This window comes from Vibrio splendidus, assembly GCF_002873455.1.
Classification (GTDB): domain Bacteria; phylum Pseudomonadota; class Gammaproteobacteria; order Enterobacterales; family Vibrionaceae; genus Vibrio; species Vibrio splendidus_J.
The window spans coordinates 344,941-359,089 of the sequence record NZ_MCUN01000010.1 but is presented as its reverse complement, the minus strand read 5'-3'; the positions used below and the strand labels follow the sequence as shown (position 1 = coordinate 359,089).

At 43.7% G+C, this 14,149-nt stretch carries 14 protein-coding genes and 2 pseudogenes; 9 read left to right on the top strand and 7 right to left on the bottom strand.

The features are described from left to right. Window positions 1-1,206, top strand: a complete 1,206-nt coding sequence (locus tag BCU75_RS10675) for an alpha/beta hydrolase (RefSeq protein WP_102473821.1) — start codon at window positions 1-3, stop codon at window positions 1,204-1,206. Window positions 1,207-1,437: 231 nt separating this feature from the next. Here the strand turns inward: BCU75_RS10675 and BCU75_RS10670 are convergent, their stop codons facing one another. The 3 genes and pseudogenes from BCU75_RS10670 to BCU75_RS10665 form a co-directional block, all read right to left on the bottom strand. Further along, on the bottom strand, window positions 1,438-2,367 hold the full coding sequence (locus BCU75_RS10670; RefSeq protein WP_102473820.1) for a carbamate kinase: 930 nt from the start codon (window positions 2,365-2,367) through the stop codon (window positions 1,438-1,440). 443 nt (window positions 2,368-2,810) lie between these two features. After that, window positions 2,811-2,966: pseudogene (locus BCU75_RS24830) on the bottom strand (carboxypeptidase M32); the annotation flags it as partial. 6 nt (window positions 2,967-2,972) lie between these two features. Then, on the bottom strand, window positions 2,973-5,024 hold the full coding sequence (locus BCU75_RS10665; protein ID WP_102473819.1) for an acetoacetate--CoA ligase: 2,052 nt from the start codon (window positions 5,022-5,024) through the stop codon (window positions 2,973-2,975). Between the two features lie 198 nt (window positions 5,025-5,222). On the opposite strand from BCU75_RS10665, the gene phhA reads away from it, so the two are divergent. The 4 genes from phhA to BCU75_RS10645 all read left to right on the top strand — a co-directional run bounded on the left by phhA (window position 5,223) and on the right by BCU75_RS10645 (window position 7,652). Beyond that, complete coding sequence (phhA, locus tag BCU75_RS10660; protein ID WP_102473818.1) at window positions 5,223-6,017, top strand: phenylalanine 4-monooxygenase; 795 nt, start codon at window positions 5,223-5,225, stop codon at window positions 6,015-6,017. Beyond that, the gene (locus BCU75_RS10655) at window positions 6,007-6,345 is read left to right on the top strand and encodes a 4a-hydroxytetrahydrobiopterin dehydratase (protein ID WP_102473817.1); all 339 of its coding nucleotides are present in this window, start codon (window positions 6,007-6,009) and stop codon (window positions 6,343-6,345) included. Before phhA ends, BCU75_RS10655 begins: the two co-directional genes overlap by 11 nt. Window positions 6,346-6,629: 284 nt before the next feature. Next, window positions 6,630-6,839, top strand: a complete 210-nt coding sequence (locus BCU75_RS10650; RefSeq protein WP_004732615.1) for a DUF3283 family protein — start codon at window positions 6,630-6,632, stop codon at window positions 6,837-6,839. Between the two features lie 96 nt (window positions 6,840-6,935). Then, entirely contained in the window at window positions 6,936-7,652 is a 717-nt protein-coding gene (locus BCU75_RS10645; RefSeq protein ID WP_102473816.1) for a YebC/PmpR family DNA-binding transcriptional regulator, read from the top strand. Window positions 7,653-7,739: 87 nt separating this feature from the next. Here the strand turns inward: BCU75_RS10645 and BCU75_RS24250 are convergent, their stop codons facing one another. Continuing rightward, window positions 7,740-7,904 (bottom strand): hypothetical protein, encoded by a 165-nt coding sequence (locus BCU75_RS24250; protein WP_157933904.1) that lies wholly within the window; start codon window positions 7,902-7,904, stop codon window positions 7,740-7,742. Window positions 7,905-7,962: 58 nt separating this feature from the next. Next, a complete protein-coding gene (locus BCU75_RS10640; protein WP_076674576.1) occupies window positions 7,963-8,229 on the bottom strand; it encodes a DUF2798 domain-containing protein in 267 nt (88 codons plus the stop codon). Between the two features lie 84 nt (window positions 8,230-8,313). On the opposite strand from BCU75_RS10640, the gene BCU75_RS10635 reads away from it, so the two are divergent. Together BCU75_RS10635 and BCU75_RS10630 are read left to right on the top strand one after the other, a co-directional pair. Continuing rightward, complete coding sequence (locus tag BCU75_RS10635; RefSeq protein WP_102473815.1) at window positions 8,314-9,216, top strand: LysR family transcriptional regulator; 903 nt, start codon at window positions 8,314-8,316, stop codon at window positions 9,214-9,216. A gap of 12 nt (window positions 9,217-9,228) precedes the next feature. Then, window positions 9,229-10,104 carry an NAD(P)-dependent oxidoreductase gene (locus BCU75_RS10630; RefSeq protein ID WP_076674580.1) on the top strand — a complete coding sequence of 292 codons (876 nt, stop codon included), beginning with the start codon at window positions 9,229-9,231 and terminating at the stop codon, window positions 10,102-10,104. 164 nt (window positions 10,105-10,268) lie between these two features. Here the strand turns inward: BCU75_RS10630 and BCU75_RS10625 are convergent, their stop codons facing one another. After that, window positions 10,269-11,150, bottom strand: coding sequence for a LysR family transcriptional regulator (locus tag BCU75_RS10625; protein WP_102466323.1), 882 nt, complete (start codon window positions 11,148-11,150; stop codon window positions 10,269-10,271). Window positions 11,151-11,266: 116 nt separating this feature from the next. Here BCU75_RS10625 and BCU75_RS10620 point away from each other — a divergent pair, with 116 nt between their 5' ends. Both BCU75_RS10620 and BCU75_RS10615 read left to right on the top strand, forming a co-directional pair. Then, on the top strand, window positions 11,267-12,244 hold the full coding sequence (locus BCU75_RS10620) for a DUF1214 domain-containing protein (protein ID WP_102473814.1): 978 nt from the start codon (window positions 11,267-11,269) through the stop codon (window positions 12,242-12,244). A gap of 3 nt (window positions 12,245-12,247) precedes the next feature. After that, window positions 12,248-12,553 (top strand): annotated as a pseudogene (locus tag BCU75_RS10615) (NAD-binding protein); the annotation flags it as partial. A 380-nt stretch (window positions 12,554-12,933) separates the two neighbouring features. Here BCU75_RS10615 and BCU75_RS10610 read toward each other — a convergent pair. Then, window positions 12,934-14,142, bottom strand: coding sequence for a multidrug effflux MFS transporter (locus BCU75_RS10610; RefSeq protein ID WP_076674592.1), 1,209 nt, complete (start codon window positions 14,140-14,142; stop codon window positions 12,934-12,936). Window positions 14,143-14,149 lie beyond the last annotated feature (7 nt).

Genomic DNA, 14,149 nt, shown 5'->3' with positions numbered 1-14,149 from the left:
ATGAACAAAATACTTCTCGCTAGCCTTATCTCCTGCGCAGTAGCGGCTCCTGTGCTTGCCCAAGATGACAATATGACGGCACATACCGCATTTAAGTCTGACTTAGCAGAAAATCAAGACCACTTTTACCGTTCTCTTCGTGTTAGCGAATGGGAAGAGATGGGGTTAAAAAAATCTGATTTTACCAATACCGTGAAGCGCCTTGAATCCAGCACAAAAGATGGTTTGCTCGATAGTAACAATGAGAATAGAAAAGGTTTCTGGACTTACGAGTTTACTCTGTCGGCAGAAACTATTGAGGCTCAAGCAGTTCAAGACAATCTGGCTGAAAGCTACGATCGAGCATCAGCGGCTTATCTTGTCGCTGCGTACCCGAACCTTCATCGACCTAATGAAATCATCGCGATGGAAAAAGCGGTCGAGATGTACTTAAAAGCCGCTGAAATACGCGGTGAAAACGTACAAAAGGTGATGATGAAGCGAGAGGACGGGCGAAGCATCGTTGGCCTTTTACACCTTCCTGAGACAAGCACTAACAACTTGCCAGCAGTGATGTGGTCGGGTGGTGTTGATAAAACATTAATCGAACACAAAAATAGTATTAAGCCGATGATCGACAAAGGCTTTGCCGTATTAACCTTTGATATTCCGGGAGCAGGCTTAGACTATAAAAACCATATCGAAGTTGGCGATGAGCGAGCTTCTCATGTGGCGGCGTTTAACTTCTTAAGCTCCATTCTGGAAGTCGATAGCACACGCATTGGAGTGTTAGGCTCTTCTGGCGCAGGTCCATCTCTCTTGGACTTTGCTCTGAACCAAAAAGGCTTAAAGGCTGTGGTTGCTCGGTGTGCGTTAGTTGATGGACCGATTGGTAAAACTGAAACACTGAAGTTTATCCCTCGAATGTCATCGGACTCTTTCATTGCAAGAATCGGTGGCGATATTTCAGATATGTCTTATTTCGAACAGATGGCTCCTCAGTTTTCTTTAAACAATAAAGGGCTGTTTGATGGTAAGGCGAGAATTGATGTGCCTCTTCTCGCGATAAACACTAAAAAAGACCCTATTGCGATGCCTGATGATGTGAAGAAAACCGCTTCATTATCGAGTAAGGGAGAAGTCTACATTTCTGATGAATTTGGCCACTGTCCAGACAGCAAAGCGGCTAGCGACAAAATTATTCAGTTTCTATCTGATAACATTTAACTGAATTAAGCCAATCTGAATCAATTCTATGACGAAAAAGCCCTCCATGGCGTTAAATCCTTGAAGGGCTTTTTATTTCGATATTATGTATTCATTATTTTCAGGAAGCATTAACGAAGTGTATTTATCTAAGCTAGTATTGAAATGACTTTAATAAAACAAGCCTAATTATAATCAAATAATAGGCTTGTGTGATGGTTTTATATTAACAGTAGTTATCAATCGATAATGTTAGTAATAAATAATACCTTCGCCTTTCGTAATCAGAGTACCAGCTTCATTAGTAATGATTTTATCTAGATCAAATAATGAACCAATTGCCGCATTACCCAATCCAGCTTCAACGAATTTACAAACGGCATCAATTTTTGGCCCCATAGAACCAGCCGGGAACGAGAATTCTGCTAAACCAGCAGGCGTTGCTTGCTTCATTTCTGCTTGGTCTTCTTTACCATAGTTACGGTAAATCGAACCATCGGTTAAGATAATAAATAGGTCAGCATGGATTTTTTCAGCCAGTAATTCAGCCGTAAAATCTTTGTCGATTACGCACTCTACGCCAGTACTCTTATCTTGCTCAATGCTCACAGGAACACCGCCGCCGCCACATGCGATAACAAGGTTTTCAGTATCTAGCAGAGTTTCAATTTGCTGAATTTCAACAATGCTTTTTGGCATAGGAGAAGGCACAACGCGACGGTAGTACTCGCCATCAGCTTTAAACTGCATTGTGCTTTGAGCCATTAACTCTTTAGCTCGTTGCTCTGTATATACAGGTCCAACAAATTTTGTCGGGTTAGCAAACGCAGGGTCTTTTTTGCATACTTCAGTTTGCGTGACTAGCGTAGCTACGTCTAATTCAGGGTCAATGTTTCTTAGCTCTTGTTGTAACATGTAGCCCACCATGCCACAGGTCTGAGAGCCGAGTACATCCATTGGGTATGGGGTAGTCTCTGGTGAATATTCGCTATAAGCTGCGTTTTGCTCCATCAACAAACCCACTTGTGGACCATTACCATGAACGATAACAATCTCATGCTCGCGTGCTATCGCAGCAATACTCGCCGCTGATTTGATTATATTTTCACGTTGGTTCTCAGCCGTTAATGCTTGGCCTCTTGCTAAAAGAGCGTTACCGCCTAAAGCTAATACTATGCGCATGATAATGTCTCCAATCATTTAATAATGATTTTATTTTAAGTAGGGATTAACCGCTTGTTATCTCTAATTGAATTCAAGCTTATTAATAACAATGACTAGTTTTTTAATTACTCTTAAGTAATTAACATGCCGAGATAGTATGAGAAAATAATCGTTCTAAATGTGATAGCTATCAAATTATCATTTCACTAGAAATGGGGCTGTGGAAATGAAAATTATTGGAATTCGATTAAATATCCATAAGCTTGGATGTAATCTAGCGGTGGACTCTTTTTTTGTATAAATGATTCGGCTTTAGTGAATATTATCTCAGGCCATAAAATGAATAATTTTCTATTTTTGTTTTAAATATGACGTTTAGATCGCATTAAGAGCTTTAGAAAAGGTACGGGGCTAAATTGAAGCGAGGGACACGAGCTTAAATAGTGGTTTCGATTCGGTTTTTATCGGCCAATCAAGGGCTGCTTAAAGTGTTTGGCATGTAATGTTTCCCCCGTTGCTTGCTTTATTAAGTCATTGGTTTTCAATCGGCTGCCTTTACTCCAGATGTTATCTGACAGCCAAGTGAAAGTTGGAGATAGCTCGCCACTTTCTAGGGCTCAACGCTAAAGCGAAATCACGCGTTTTATCTCTTCCAAAACCTCGGCGTTAGCAATGGCACCGAGATTTTCTACATTCTTGCCATTGATCACCTGTTTCACTGCTAGCTCCACAAGCTTGCCCGACCGTGTTTTTGGCACATCGCTGATAGCAAATATCTGGCTTGGCACGTGTCTTGGTGAGCAAGATGACTTGAGCTTACTTTTGATGGCTGTCAGTAACGTCTCATCTAGACTCAGACCGTGCTGGAGTTGAACGAACAGCCATATCTGCTCATTGCGATCGATGTCTTTTCCTACCGCGATAGAATCGATAATGCCCTCAATGGTGTTCACTTGCTGATAGATCTCGGCAGTCCCAATTCTTACCCCTCCGGGGTTGAGGGTGGTGTCGCCTCGCCCGTAGAACAGGTAGCCGCTATGTTCGCTCTGTGCGACTTCATCTCCGTGATGCCACACATTATCGAACCTATCCCAATAGGTGCTGTGGTATCGCTCTCCGGTGTCATTCCAAAAGCCTGCGGGGAAGTTGGGTAGGGAGTTTGTACACACTAATTCGCCACGTTCGTGATCGACCTTGTGACCAGAAGAGTTGAACACCTTGATGTCGACGCCGAGCCCTGCCTGTTGGCATTCGCCGCGATATACAGGGGAGATAGGGTTGCCTAAAACAAAGCAGCCACAAATATCCGTACCACCAGAAATGGACGCTAAATGCAGATCTTGTTTGATGTGCTTGTAAACGTAATCAAATTGCTCAGGGTAGAGCACTGAACCCGTCGAGCACAGTGTTCTTAATTGAGGCAGAGAGTGGCTGTCGATCGGTGAGAGTTCCGCTTTCTCTATCGCTTCTAAATACTTGGCTGAGGTGCCAAACAGCGACACATCAGCACGCTGCGTTAAATCCCATAGAACGTCAGGTTGCGGATAAACCGGGCTGCCATCAAAGATCACCAAACAAGCACCGCTCGCGAGCGCTGATACGTGCCAGTTCCACATCATCCAACCACAAGTGGTGTAGTAGAACACGCGATCTCTTGGTTTAATATCGCAATGAAGCTGATGCTCTTTTAGGTGATTGATGATGGTGCCGCCAACAGAATGCACAATGCATTTAGGCTTGCCTGTTGTGCCGGAAGAGTAGAGCACAAACAGTGGTTCATTGAAGCCTACACGAGTAAATCGAAGAGGCTTTGGCTGATAGTGATTAATGATGTTTTGCCAGCTTTGGGGCGACACATCATGTTCAACGTCGCTCTTATCTAAATCGTTTTTCTCTAAATCGCTCTTCGCTAAATCACGAGTCGGTTTCAAATAACCGATCTTACACACCTGTTTTAACGCGGTTAAGTGTTCGATGATTTCACGGTTCTTGTCCGTCATATCGAACGTCTTGCCATTGAAGGTGTATCCATCACAGGTGAACAACACTTTGGGTTTCACTTGGCCAAATCGCTCAATCACACTCTCGACGCCAAAATCAGGCGAGGTCGATGTCCAAATCGCCCCTAAGCTGGTGGTCGCTAGCATCGTTATAACGGTTTGTGGCAGGTAGGGCGTATATGCAGCAACCACATCACCTTGTTGTACTCCGCAATCCTCGAGCCATTGTTGAACGCTAGAGATTTCCTCACACAAGGTTTGCCATGTGTAGCTTTGCTGCTCGCCACGTTCATTTTCAAACCAAATCGCAAGCTCGTTTGGTAACGTTTTTGCTGAATGCAGCAAGTTTTCGGCGTAGTTAACTTGAGCATTCGGAAACCACACCGCATCGCGATTTGATTTCGGCTGCTGCCAGCGGCTTTCGCCTTGAGTTTTGATGAGCTCTCTTTGTGCGTTATCAATACTGTCCTGCGATCCCACTATTCCACAATATTGCCATACGTTCTGCCAAAACGACTCTGGATATTCCACAGACCATTGATGAAGTTCCGTGTAGTTTTGTAATTCCCGCCCGAGTACGCCCTGCTGATCAAGGCTATCCATAAATCGGGTTACGTTGGCGTTTGCGATACGCTGCTCGCTGGGTTGCCAAATTGGCTTATTGCTCTCGTGCATTCCTTTACCTTTAACAAAAAGTTAACGATTTCAGTCTGGTATTTAGGTTTTACAAAGTCAAAAGATCAGCAAAATAAGGGGGTAGCGGAATTGTGTAAATAAAATGTTACACGATCGCCTGTTTCGAAAAATCGCACAAATTGGCGGATATAAGGAGTGGAGATAGGCTTAAAGTGAGACATTCAAAAGGAGTGTGTAATGACTCAATATCATTCTAAGCCCGTGAGCCAAGAGGGATGGGTTGAGTGGAGCCTCGAAGAAGACGCCATTTGGCACGACTTAGTGAAAAGGCAACTGGACGTCATTAATGACCGCGCATGCGATGCCTATTTGCACGGTTTGACCCTGCTGGATCTGCCATTAGACCGGGTTCCCCAGCTTCCAGAGATAAATAAAGTGCTAATGGAAACAACAGGTTGGCAGGTTCAGCCTGTGCCTGCATTGATCGATTTCGACCGTTTCTTTGATTTGCTCGCCAACAAAAAATTCCCAGTCGCGACATTTCTGAGAACACGAGATGAGTTCGATTATTTGCAAGAGCCTGATTTCTTTCATGAAATTTTCGGCCATTGTGCCATGCTCACCAATGCCGATTTTGCGACATTCACTGAGCATTACGGGAAATTAGGCCAAGCAGCGACAGCCAAGCAACGCGCGTATCTTGCCCGTTTGTATTGGTTTACAGTCGAGTTCGGTTTAGTAAAAGAAGGTCATAGGCTGAAAATCTATGGCGGCGGCATTCTTTCGTCTCCCGCTGAAACCATGTATGCGTTGGGAGGGGATTTGGCCGTTCGTGAGCGGTTCGATCTGCAAACCGTGCTAAGAACGCCTTATCGTATCGATATTATACAACCGAAATATTACGTGATTTATGAGCTGTCTGAGCTCTTCAAAATCAGTCAGGAAAACCTATTGCAGCAAGCAGATCTCGCGATGGACGAGGGATTACTACCACCACTTTTTGAACCCAAGGAACCAACACATGTTGAATGAACAAAAATGCGAAGCCTGCAGCATCGACGCGATTGCTCTGAGTAAAGACGAGCAACAGTCTTTACTGTTGGAGTTGTCTGATTGGCAGATCATAGAAAGAGGCGGCATCCCGCAGCTTGAGAAGGTGTTCAAGTTTAAGAACTACAAACAAGCATGGGCATTCAGCAATAAAGTGTCAGAGTTGGCAGAAGAAGAATTCCATCACCCTTCGATTTTATTGGAGTGGGGCAAAGTCACCGTCACTTGGTGGAGCCACTCAATCAAAGGCCTGCACAAGAATGACTTCATCTGCGCCTCACGCTGCGATGTGTTTGCGGTGATTGAATAGCCTTTTGGGTCTAGATGAGGCATTTTTCCAACCTCTGTGATGTGATTATCTTATTATTCGGCTCACAAGGTGAGTCGAATAACTGCTTAAACGGCTCATGTTGTGAGTTGGATAATCGATACTTTCGTATCATTGGGCGTAACTTCTCCCAAACTAGCTTGACCTGCATCAGCGACTTGCTGCTTTCTCGTCCTACAACCCCCACTATTGCTCATAGTATTGGTTTTATGAGGCTGCTCTATGATATATTTCTCGGCCAAGCGTATTACAGACGAAGGCTAATAATGTCTATCAACCTTTCACTCCTTCCACCCAGTGAGAAAAATAAAATCGAACTGGATAAGCAAGCATCGTTTCTTGTATGGAAACTGAAGCAAGCGAAATGTGGCCCTGAAGCCATTGTTGAAGAAGCAATGAAGCTAGGTGATCCAGAAGAAAAGGCTTGGTTTGATCAGTCTGTAGAAAAATACAAACGAGTAATGGGTGTCGCATAAACGCAGACAAACCTTACCCAGCAAAGCTGTTGAATTGAAATGACGCAGTAATTTGCTAGAATTTGCACCGTTAATTGAATCAGAGAGAAGATCCCGATGGGAAGAAGTTTTGAAGTGCGCAAGGCCTCAATGGCGAAAACTGCAGGCGCAAAAATTAAAGTTTATTCTAAATACGGTAAAGAGATTTACGTACTGGCTAAGAACGGTAGCTCTGACCCAGACATGAACTTACCTCTTAAGCACCTGATTGCTAAAGCGAAGAAAGACCAAGTACCCGCTCACGTTATCGACAAAGCGATCGATAAAGCGAACGGCGGCGGCGGTGAAGACTTCCAACCAGCTCGTTACGAAGGTTTTGGCCCCGGTGGCACAAGCGTAATCGTTGACTGTTTAACAGACAACGGCAACCGTACTTTCCAAGACGTTCGCCAATGTTTCGTTAAGACTGGCGCGAAAATCGGTGTTGAAGGTACTGTTTCTCACATGTTCGCTCACCAAGCTGTATTCCAGTTTGCTGGCGAAGATGACGAGATCATCCTAGAAATGCTAATGATGGAAGACGTAGACGTGACTGACGTTGAGCTAGAAGACGGTGTTATCACTGTATTCGCTCCAACGACTGAGTTCTTCAAAACGAAGACGGCACTACACACTGCGTTCCCAGAGCTAACTCTAGATGTTGAGGAAATCACTTTCGTTCCTCAAACAACGACGCCAGTAGCTGAAGAAGATTCTGAGAAGTTCCAGAAGTTCTTAGACATGCTTGACGACTGTGATGACGTTCAGCAGGTTTACCACAACGCTGAGCTGTAATATCAATCTATAATTGATAGCTTTGCTCTTGTGAGTAGAATTTAGAATGCAAAAAACCGAGCCTAGTGCTCGGTTTTTTTATGCCGTTTATTCAGAGATAGAAGAACTTAAAAGTGTGCCTCTGAGTATTGGCTGTTTTCTTTGGTCTTCTTCTGTAGTTGCTAACTGTTTTTGCTCACCGTATCTGTTCGCGGTATTTGTTCGGAACAGCTGACCGAATTCCCCTTGATCATCGTTCCATGATAGCGACATGATCCACCTCGTTGCGTGATCTACCTAGTCGCGTGATCTACTTATTCGTGTGATCTACTTAGCTAGTCGTTTTAGGTGAAACCAATGGGTTAGGTATCGCTTTAGTTCTTGGCTTACATATCCAAGCTGCTAGTTTTCGAATCAATGGCAGAACGGTTAAGTTGAGTGTAAGTGCGCAGGGCCAAGCAATGAAAAAGCTCTGCAGCCAGATTGGTGGCCACTCGTGGCTGAAGCCCATTTTGTAACCTGAGATAACGCCAGACATAATCGTTGCCATGGTCAAGGAAGATAAAATCGCGGTGACCCAAAATTGTTTGTTGTTCATACTATGTTCTCCCGTGATTTTCTGTTGTTGATGAGATAAGGTTACATCTATCCATTAATGAGAAAAATAGGCACATATAGAAGTATGAATTCCATATTTGGAAACATTGATGATCTGTTCTTATTCTGTGCAGTGGTTGAAGAGGGTTCTTTGCTTTCGGCATCGAAACGTCTGCAATTGCCTGTGTCGACCATGTCGCGTCGGTTAACCGCATTGGAAGAGCGCCTGAATATTCGTCTTTTGGAAAAGAAAGGTCGAGAGTTGGTGGCCACTAAAGACGGTGAGGCGGCCTTTGCTGCACTGAGCAGTGGCATGGAGTCTATCCATCAAGGCTTTAATAGCTTGTTGGAAGAGCGTGATGCTATCCAAGGCAAGATTAAGCTCGCAGTACCTCATAACTTCTATGGTGGCTTCTTACGGTCGACGGTAGAGCAGTTTCTCACTGAGTATCCAAATGTGCAGCTCAATCTCATCTTGAGTCAGCAACAAGTGGTTCCCGAAACCGATCGTGATTTGTTGATTACCTTTCAGATTTCCGAGATGGACGGCATGATTGCTCGACCACTCTTTAAAGCAAAACATGGCTTTTTTGCGAGCCAAGAATATTTGGATTCCCACGGTGCGATTACAAAGCCGGATGATTTAGAGCATCAAGACTGGATTAATGTCGATGATGTGTTTGATATGCCGCTCTACAAATCTGACCGCCTAGCGCAGATGATCACGATTAAACCGAAGTTTATTGTTAATGATATTCTCGCTGTCGCTGCCGCGGCGCAGAAGGGATTAGGCATCGCTTCACTGCCTTTTCGTCATGTATCCCCAGAGATGAATCTAATTCAAGTGCTTCCTGAGTATCATCGGGGTGATCGCCAAGCGTATTTAGTGTACAAAGAAAGAAAATATCAGCCAAAGGCTTTGACCCTGCTTATCGATGCATTGATTGAGAGTGTTCGATCTTTCCATCGCGATGACTTGGTCAAATAAAAGGAGAAAGGAATGAAAGTAAGTTTTATCGGGCTAGGCGTAATGGGTTTCCCAATGGCAGGTCACCTAGTCAAAGCCGGTTTTGAAGTAACGGTATTTAACCGCACTCATAGCAAAGCGCTAAACTGGGCTGAGAAACACCAAGGTAAAGCCGCAGAAAGCGTGGCTGAGTGCGTCGTGGATGCTGATGTTGTTCTAGTTTGTGTTGGTAATGATGACGACGTTCGCAGCATGACAACCAGCGAAACAGGCGCATTGGCAGCAATGAAGCCAAATGCAATTCTTGTCGATCACACCACAACGTCTGCGGTTCTATCTGAAGAGCTTGAAGTGGCTGCGAAACAAGCGAATGTTCGCTTTATGGATGCACCTGTATCTGGTGGCCAAGCCGGCGCAGAAAACGGCGTGCTAACCATCATGTGTGGCGGCGAACAAGCGCTATTCAACGACCTTCAACCTGTATTCGAAGCTTACGGAAAATCGTCGGTTCTGATGGGTAAAGTCGGCCAAGGCCAACGTGCAAAAATGGTCAATCAGATCTGCATCGCGGGTGTATTGAATGGCCTTTCTGAAGGCTTGGTTCTTGCAGAGAAATCAGGTTTGGATATCCCAACTCTGGTTGATTGTCTTAAAAACGGCGCTGCGGGTTCATGGCAGATGGAAAACCGCGCAACCACAATGGCGCAAGATAAATTTGATTTCGGTTTCGCCATTGATTGGATGATCAAAGACTTAGGCTTCTGTCTAGATGAAGCAGAACGCCAAGGCATCCAACTTCCATTGACGGAAAAGACCAACAACGCCTACAAGGCATTGTCTGCTGAAGGACAAGGCCGCATGGATACCTCGGTATTGATGAAAGCTGTCGTTGAAGAGACTAAAAAGTAGAAGAGACGAAGAAGTAGAAAGATCGAAGTAATTGAAGCTTCGTTTAGATAATTAAGAATAGCCGCTGATTAGCGGCTATTTTTGTTTGTATGAAACGATAACGAGCCTTTTTAACTCGTTTCGAGGCACTAACTATCTAGATTAAAGTCTATCTAGATTAAAGTCTATCTAGATTGAAGCATAACCCTTTTTACCACATCATGAACTGCAAGGTTGAGAGGGCTTTGGCGATCGACAAGACGCATGCAGGATACAAGATTTAGATCAATCCTAAGCTCCTTGGGTGGCTCTATGGTGTTAAGCGAAGCGTCCTTCCAACTATCGCTCAATACGCAGGCGTGCTCACCCTGCTCTAGAATTTGCCTCGCAACTGAAAAATTGTCCACCGTGATACTGATGTGCGGCTCAATCCCACTGCTTTTCAACATCTCTAAATATCGGTAACGATCTTCATTCCAACCTTGACTGCGGATCTTGATAAAAGGCAACTGCAGCGCCTCTTCCCATGTTAGTCGCCCCAATGACTTTGATACGGCGATCACCAGTTGGTCAGCCATGATGCGTTTCTGGAAGATATTCGTACTACGGTCTTCATTTAGAAAGTGCACACCTAAGGTGATATCACCCTCTTCTAGTTTTTGCTCTGTATCTGATGTCCAAGTTTTCAGCTCTATTTGTGCTTTGGGAAATGTATTCGAGAGTTCCCTAAATAGATCAACACCTGAAAACTCCAGTGTGTAGGCGAAAAAAGCAAGAGTGATTGGCCCTTCATAGGTGGCAGGATCGAATGTCACAGGTGAAGTCGCAGAGTGCACCAAGGACAAGGCTTGTTCGATGTCGGGTAGAATAGACTTGCTATAATGAGTTGGCCTCAGCCCTTCCGTGGTGCGCTCAAAAAGCGCATGCCCCAACTGTTCTCTTAGCTTGGTCATTTGCTTGCTGACTGCACTCTCTGATATTCCCAGCTTCATCCCCGCCCTTTTAAGGCTATTCGACTGACACAGCAATACAAAAGTACGCAGCAAATTTAGGTCTATACTTTCCATTTGGGCAAGTCCTATTTTCCATGCTTTCCATCTTGGAAGTTTAAAGTAATCACTATCGGTAGAGCAAATAATACTCTTCCAAATGACATTCACTTTGAAATATAAAGGTCGCTATTATGAAAAAGCTATTCCCCCTTACTGCTGTCGCTTTATTCTCAACCTGCGTTTTTGCAACGCCAACCATTGTCACGGAAGATAATTTTGCTCAGGCATACACAAATATGCGTCTCGATGCCGTGATAGAGAAAGCCGGTGGTATCAATACATTCTTTGAAATGCCAGTACCAAGCAGCGTTCCAGAAGAGCAGTTCGTTGTGCGAATGAATCGAGACACCTTTTATTCCGTTTCTGTCATCGATATGTCGAACGATGATGTTTACGTGACGGTTCCAGAAACTGACCAATATGTATCACTACAAGTTGTTGATGAAAACCACGAGACACAACCAATGATCTACGGTTCGGGTCGTCATAAAATCAGTGCTAAGACTGACCATGCATTTGTCATTGTCCGTGCTCTTGAAGATGATGCACGCCGTAACCTGAAGATTGAAACCAGCAGTGAGAAACCGTTTGAATTAAAAGAGTGGGACATGGCGTCTTTCAAGGCCACGGATAAAGCTGGCAATATCGATTTCAGTGACGGGTATGATCAATCAAAGGCGTTCGGTAACAAAGAAAGCGGCCAAACTGATTATATGAATTATGTTGGCGCAGCTGGCGGTTGGGGTGGTGCGATGGTCGAAGACAATATCTATCAAACCAGCCAGTACTTCGATGCGAATGCATGTTACGAGACGACTTTCAAAGATCCGAAGGCTGGCTCATTCTGGTCCGCAACGGTATATAACGCTGATGGTCGCATGTTTAACGATAAAGCCAATATTTCGAGTGAAATGGCACCCGTTATGAATAGCGATGGAACCTACACCCTCCGTTTTGGGTGTGAAGGCCAGCCAAACAATATCCCAACGATGGAAGGTAATACGACGGGTAAATTTAATGTTCTCATGCGCCATTACAACCCTAGTGAGCCAGTGAGTAAAGGTGAGAAAGGTTACAATCCAGCGACAATGATTAAGAAAGTAGGTTAAGTTAAGTCGTCGGTTCTGGTGGGTAAAGCAGTCCAAGGTCAACGTGCGAAAATGGTTAACCAGAGTTGTATCGCGGGTGAATTGAACTGCCTACATGACGGTTTAGTACTTGCTGAAAAATCAGGCTTGGATATCCCAACTCTGGTTGATTGCCTTGAAAACATTGCAGCAGGTTCAAGGCCGATGGAAAAACGCGTTACTATAATGACGCAAGACAAATTCGATTGCGGTTTCGATTTCGACTTCGCGAGAGATTGGATTTTCAAAGGCTTAGGATTCTATCTAGATGAAGCTGAACGCCAAGGTATCTAAATCCAAGTCCAAGTCCAAGTCCAAGGCCATATGGTGATGAAAGCCGTGGTTGAAGATACTAAGAAGTAGTTGCATCGAAGAAACAATAAAAGCTTCGCTTGGATAATTAAAAATAGCCGCTGAATCAGCGGCTATTTTTGTTTGAGGTAAGTACAATTTAAAGTGCTAATTTGTGAAACGTGCGTGGAGTGGTCAGGGATGCCAGTAGTTTTAGATTTTGCATTTGTACAAGATGATCTAACCTTGCTCTCGTTGATTGAAAAATGAGCAAAAACGAGCTTGGTGCTTTGCTAGTTTAGTGTTTAATGTATTGATTAATATTCATTAAATCGGATTTATGTAATAACCAATTAATCTGGGTTTCGTTTTATTAGAAATTAACTTGCACTAGATTGAACGGTGTTTGCGGTAACTATACGGTCGGTCGGCTTTAAAAATGTGGCAGTAAGATAAATCGCAAACCCACATAGGCAGTAAAAGGTAGCGATTGTCATCCATCGCTCGTCCCATAAGCTCATTACAAGCCATGAGAATATTGAGGCCATAATTAATGGCAAAGCCCCATTTATTGAAGATGCTCTGCCAGACTGGTGAGCAAACTCGCTAAGGGCAAGAGTGGTTCCAGCTGACATTAAGAGTGCAAACCCAAAGCTTCCAAAGCAAGAAGGTATAATGAAGTACCAAACATTAGTGTCTGCTGTAAAATAATTCAGATAGAAACTAACGCCCGCGACAATCAGCAATATTGCCCCTGCTTTAATAATTATCTCTTCACTGTACTTACCAATTAACTTAACTACTAAGAGGCTGCCCAGAGTAATAGAGAAAGCATTCACAGCGAACAGAAACCCGAAGTATTCTGTATCTATCTGAAATTGCTTAATAATTACAATCGGTGAGCTTGAGAAAAAAACTAATTGGGTAGAGAAACCCAAGGAACAGGCCGTGCATCCTACTACAAAGCTTTTCGTTCTTAGAAGTGTTAAGTAAAATTGGAAACCTATATTAGTGGTTTCACTTGACACTGAATCTCTTGAAGGAAGGGGTTTAAAGCAATTGAGAATCATACAGAAAATCATGTATGCCGTTAGAAATGTAAAACAAGCCGTCCAACTATAAGTTGCAGTTAAGAAACCTCCTAAGATTGGAGCCAGAACAGGAACAATACTTAGAACGCTGCTAAAAATGCTGAATACTTTGCCGATAAGATCTTTACTAAAGTTTTTTGGGACACTCGAGAAAATCGATACCGCAATTGCGCCCCCTCCAAGGCCTTGTATAAATCGTGAGGCTAACAATGTCGTATATGAATCGGAATAAACGATTGCGACATTAGCTGCTGTAAATAAGACAACCCCTAAGATAAAAGCTTTTTGACAGCCGTATTTGTCGATTAATAGACCAAAGATTAATTGGCCAATACTTAGAGCAAATACATAGATACTGATAAGCAGTTGGGTTGAATCTGGACTTGTGCCAAAGGTGTCACTTATTTGTGGTAAACCTGGTATGAAAATATCTAATCCCAATGATGACACCGCGACGATAGGCAAGAACCAAAAACAGTATGATAGTTTGTTGTTCATTGTACAC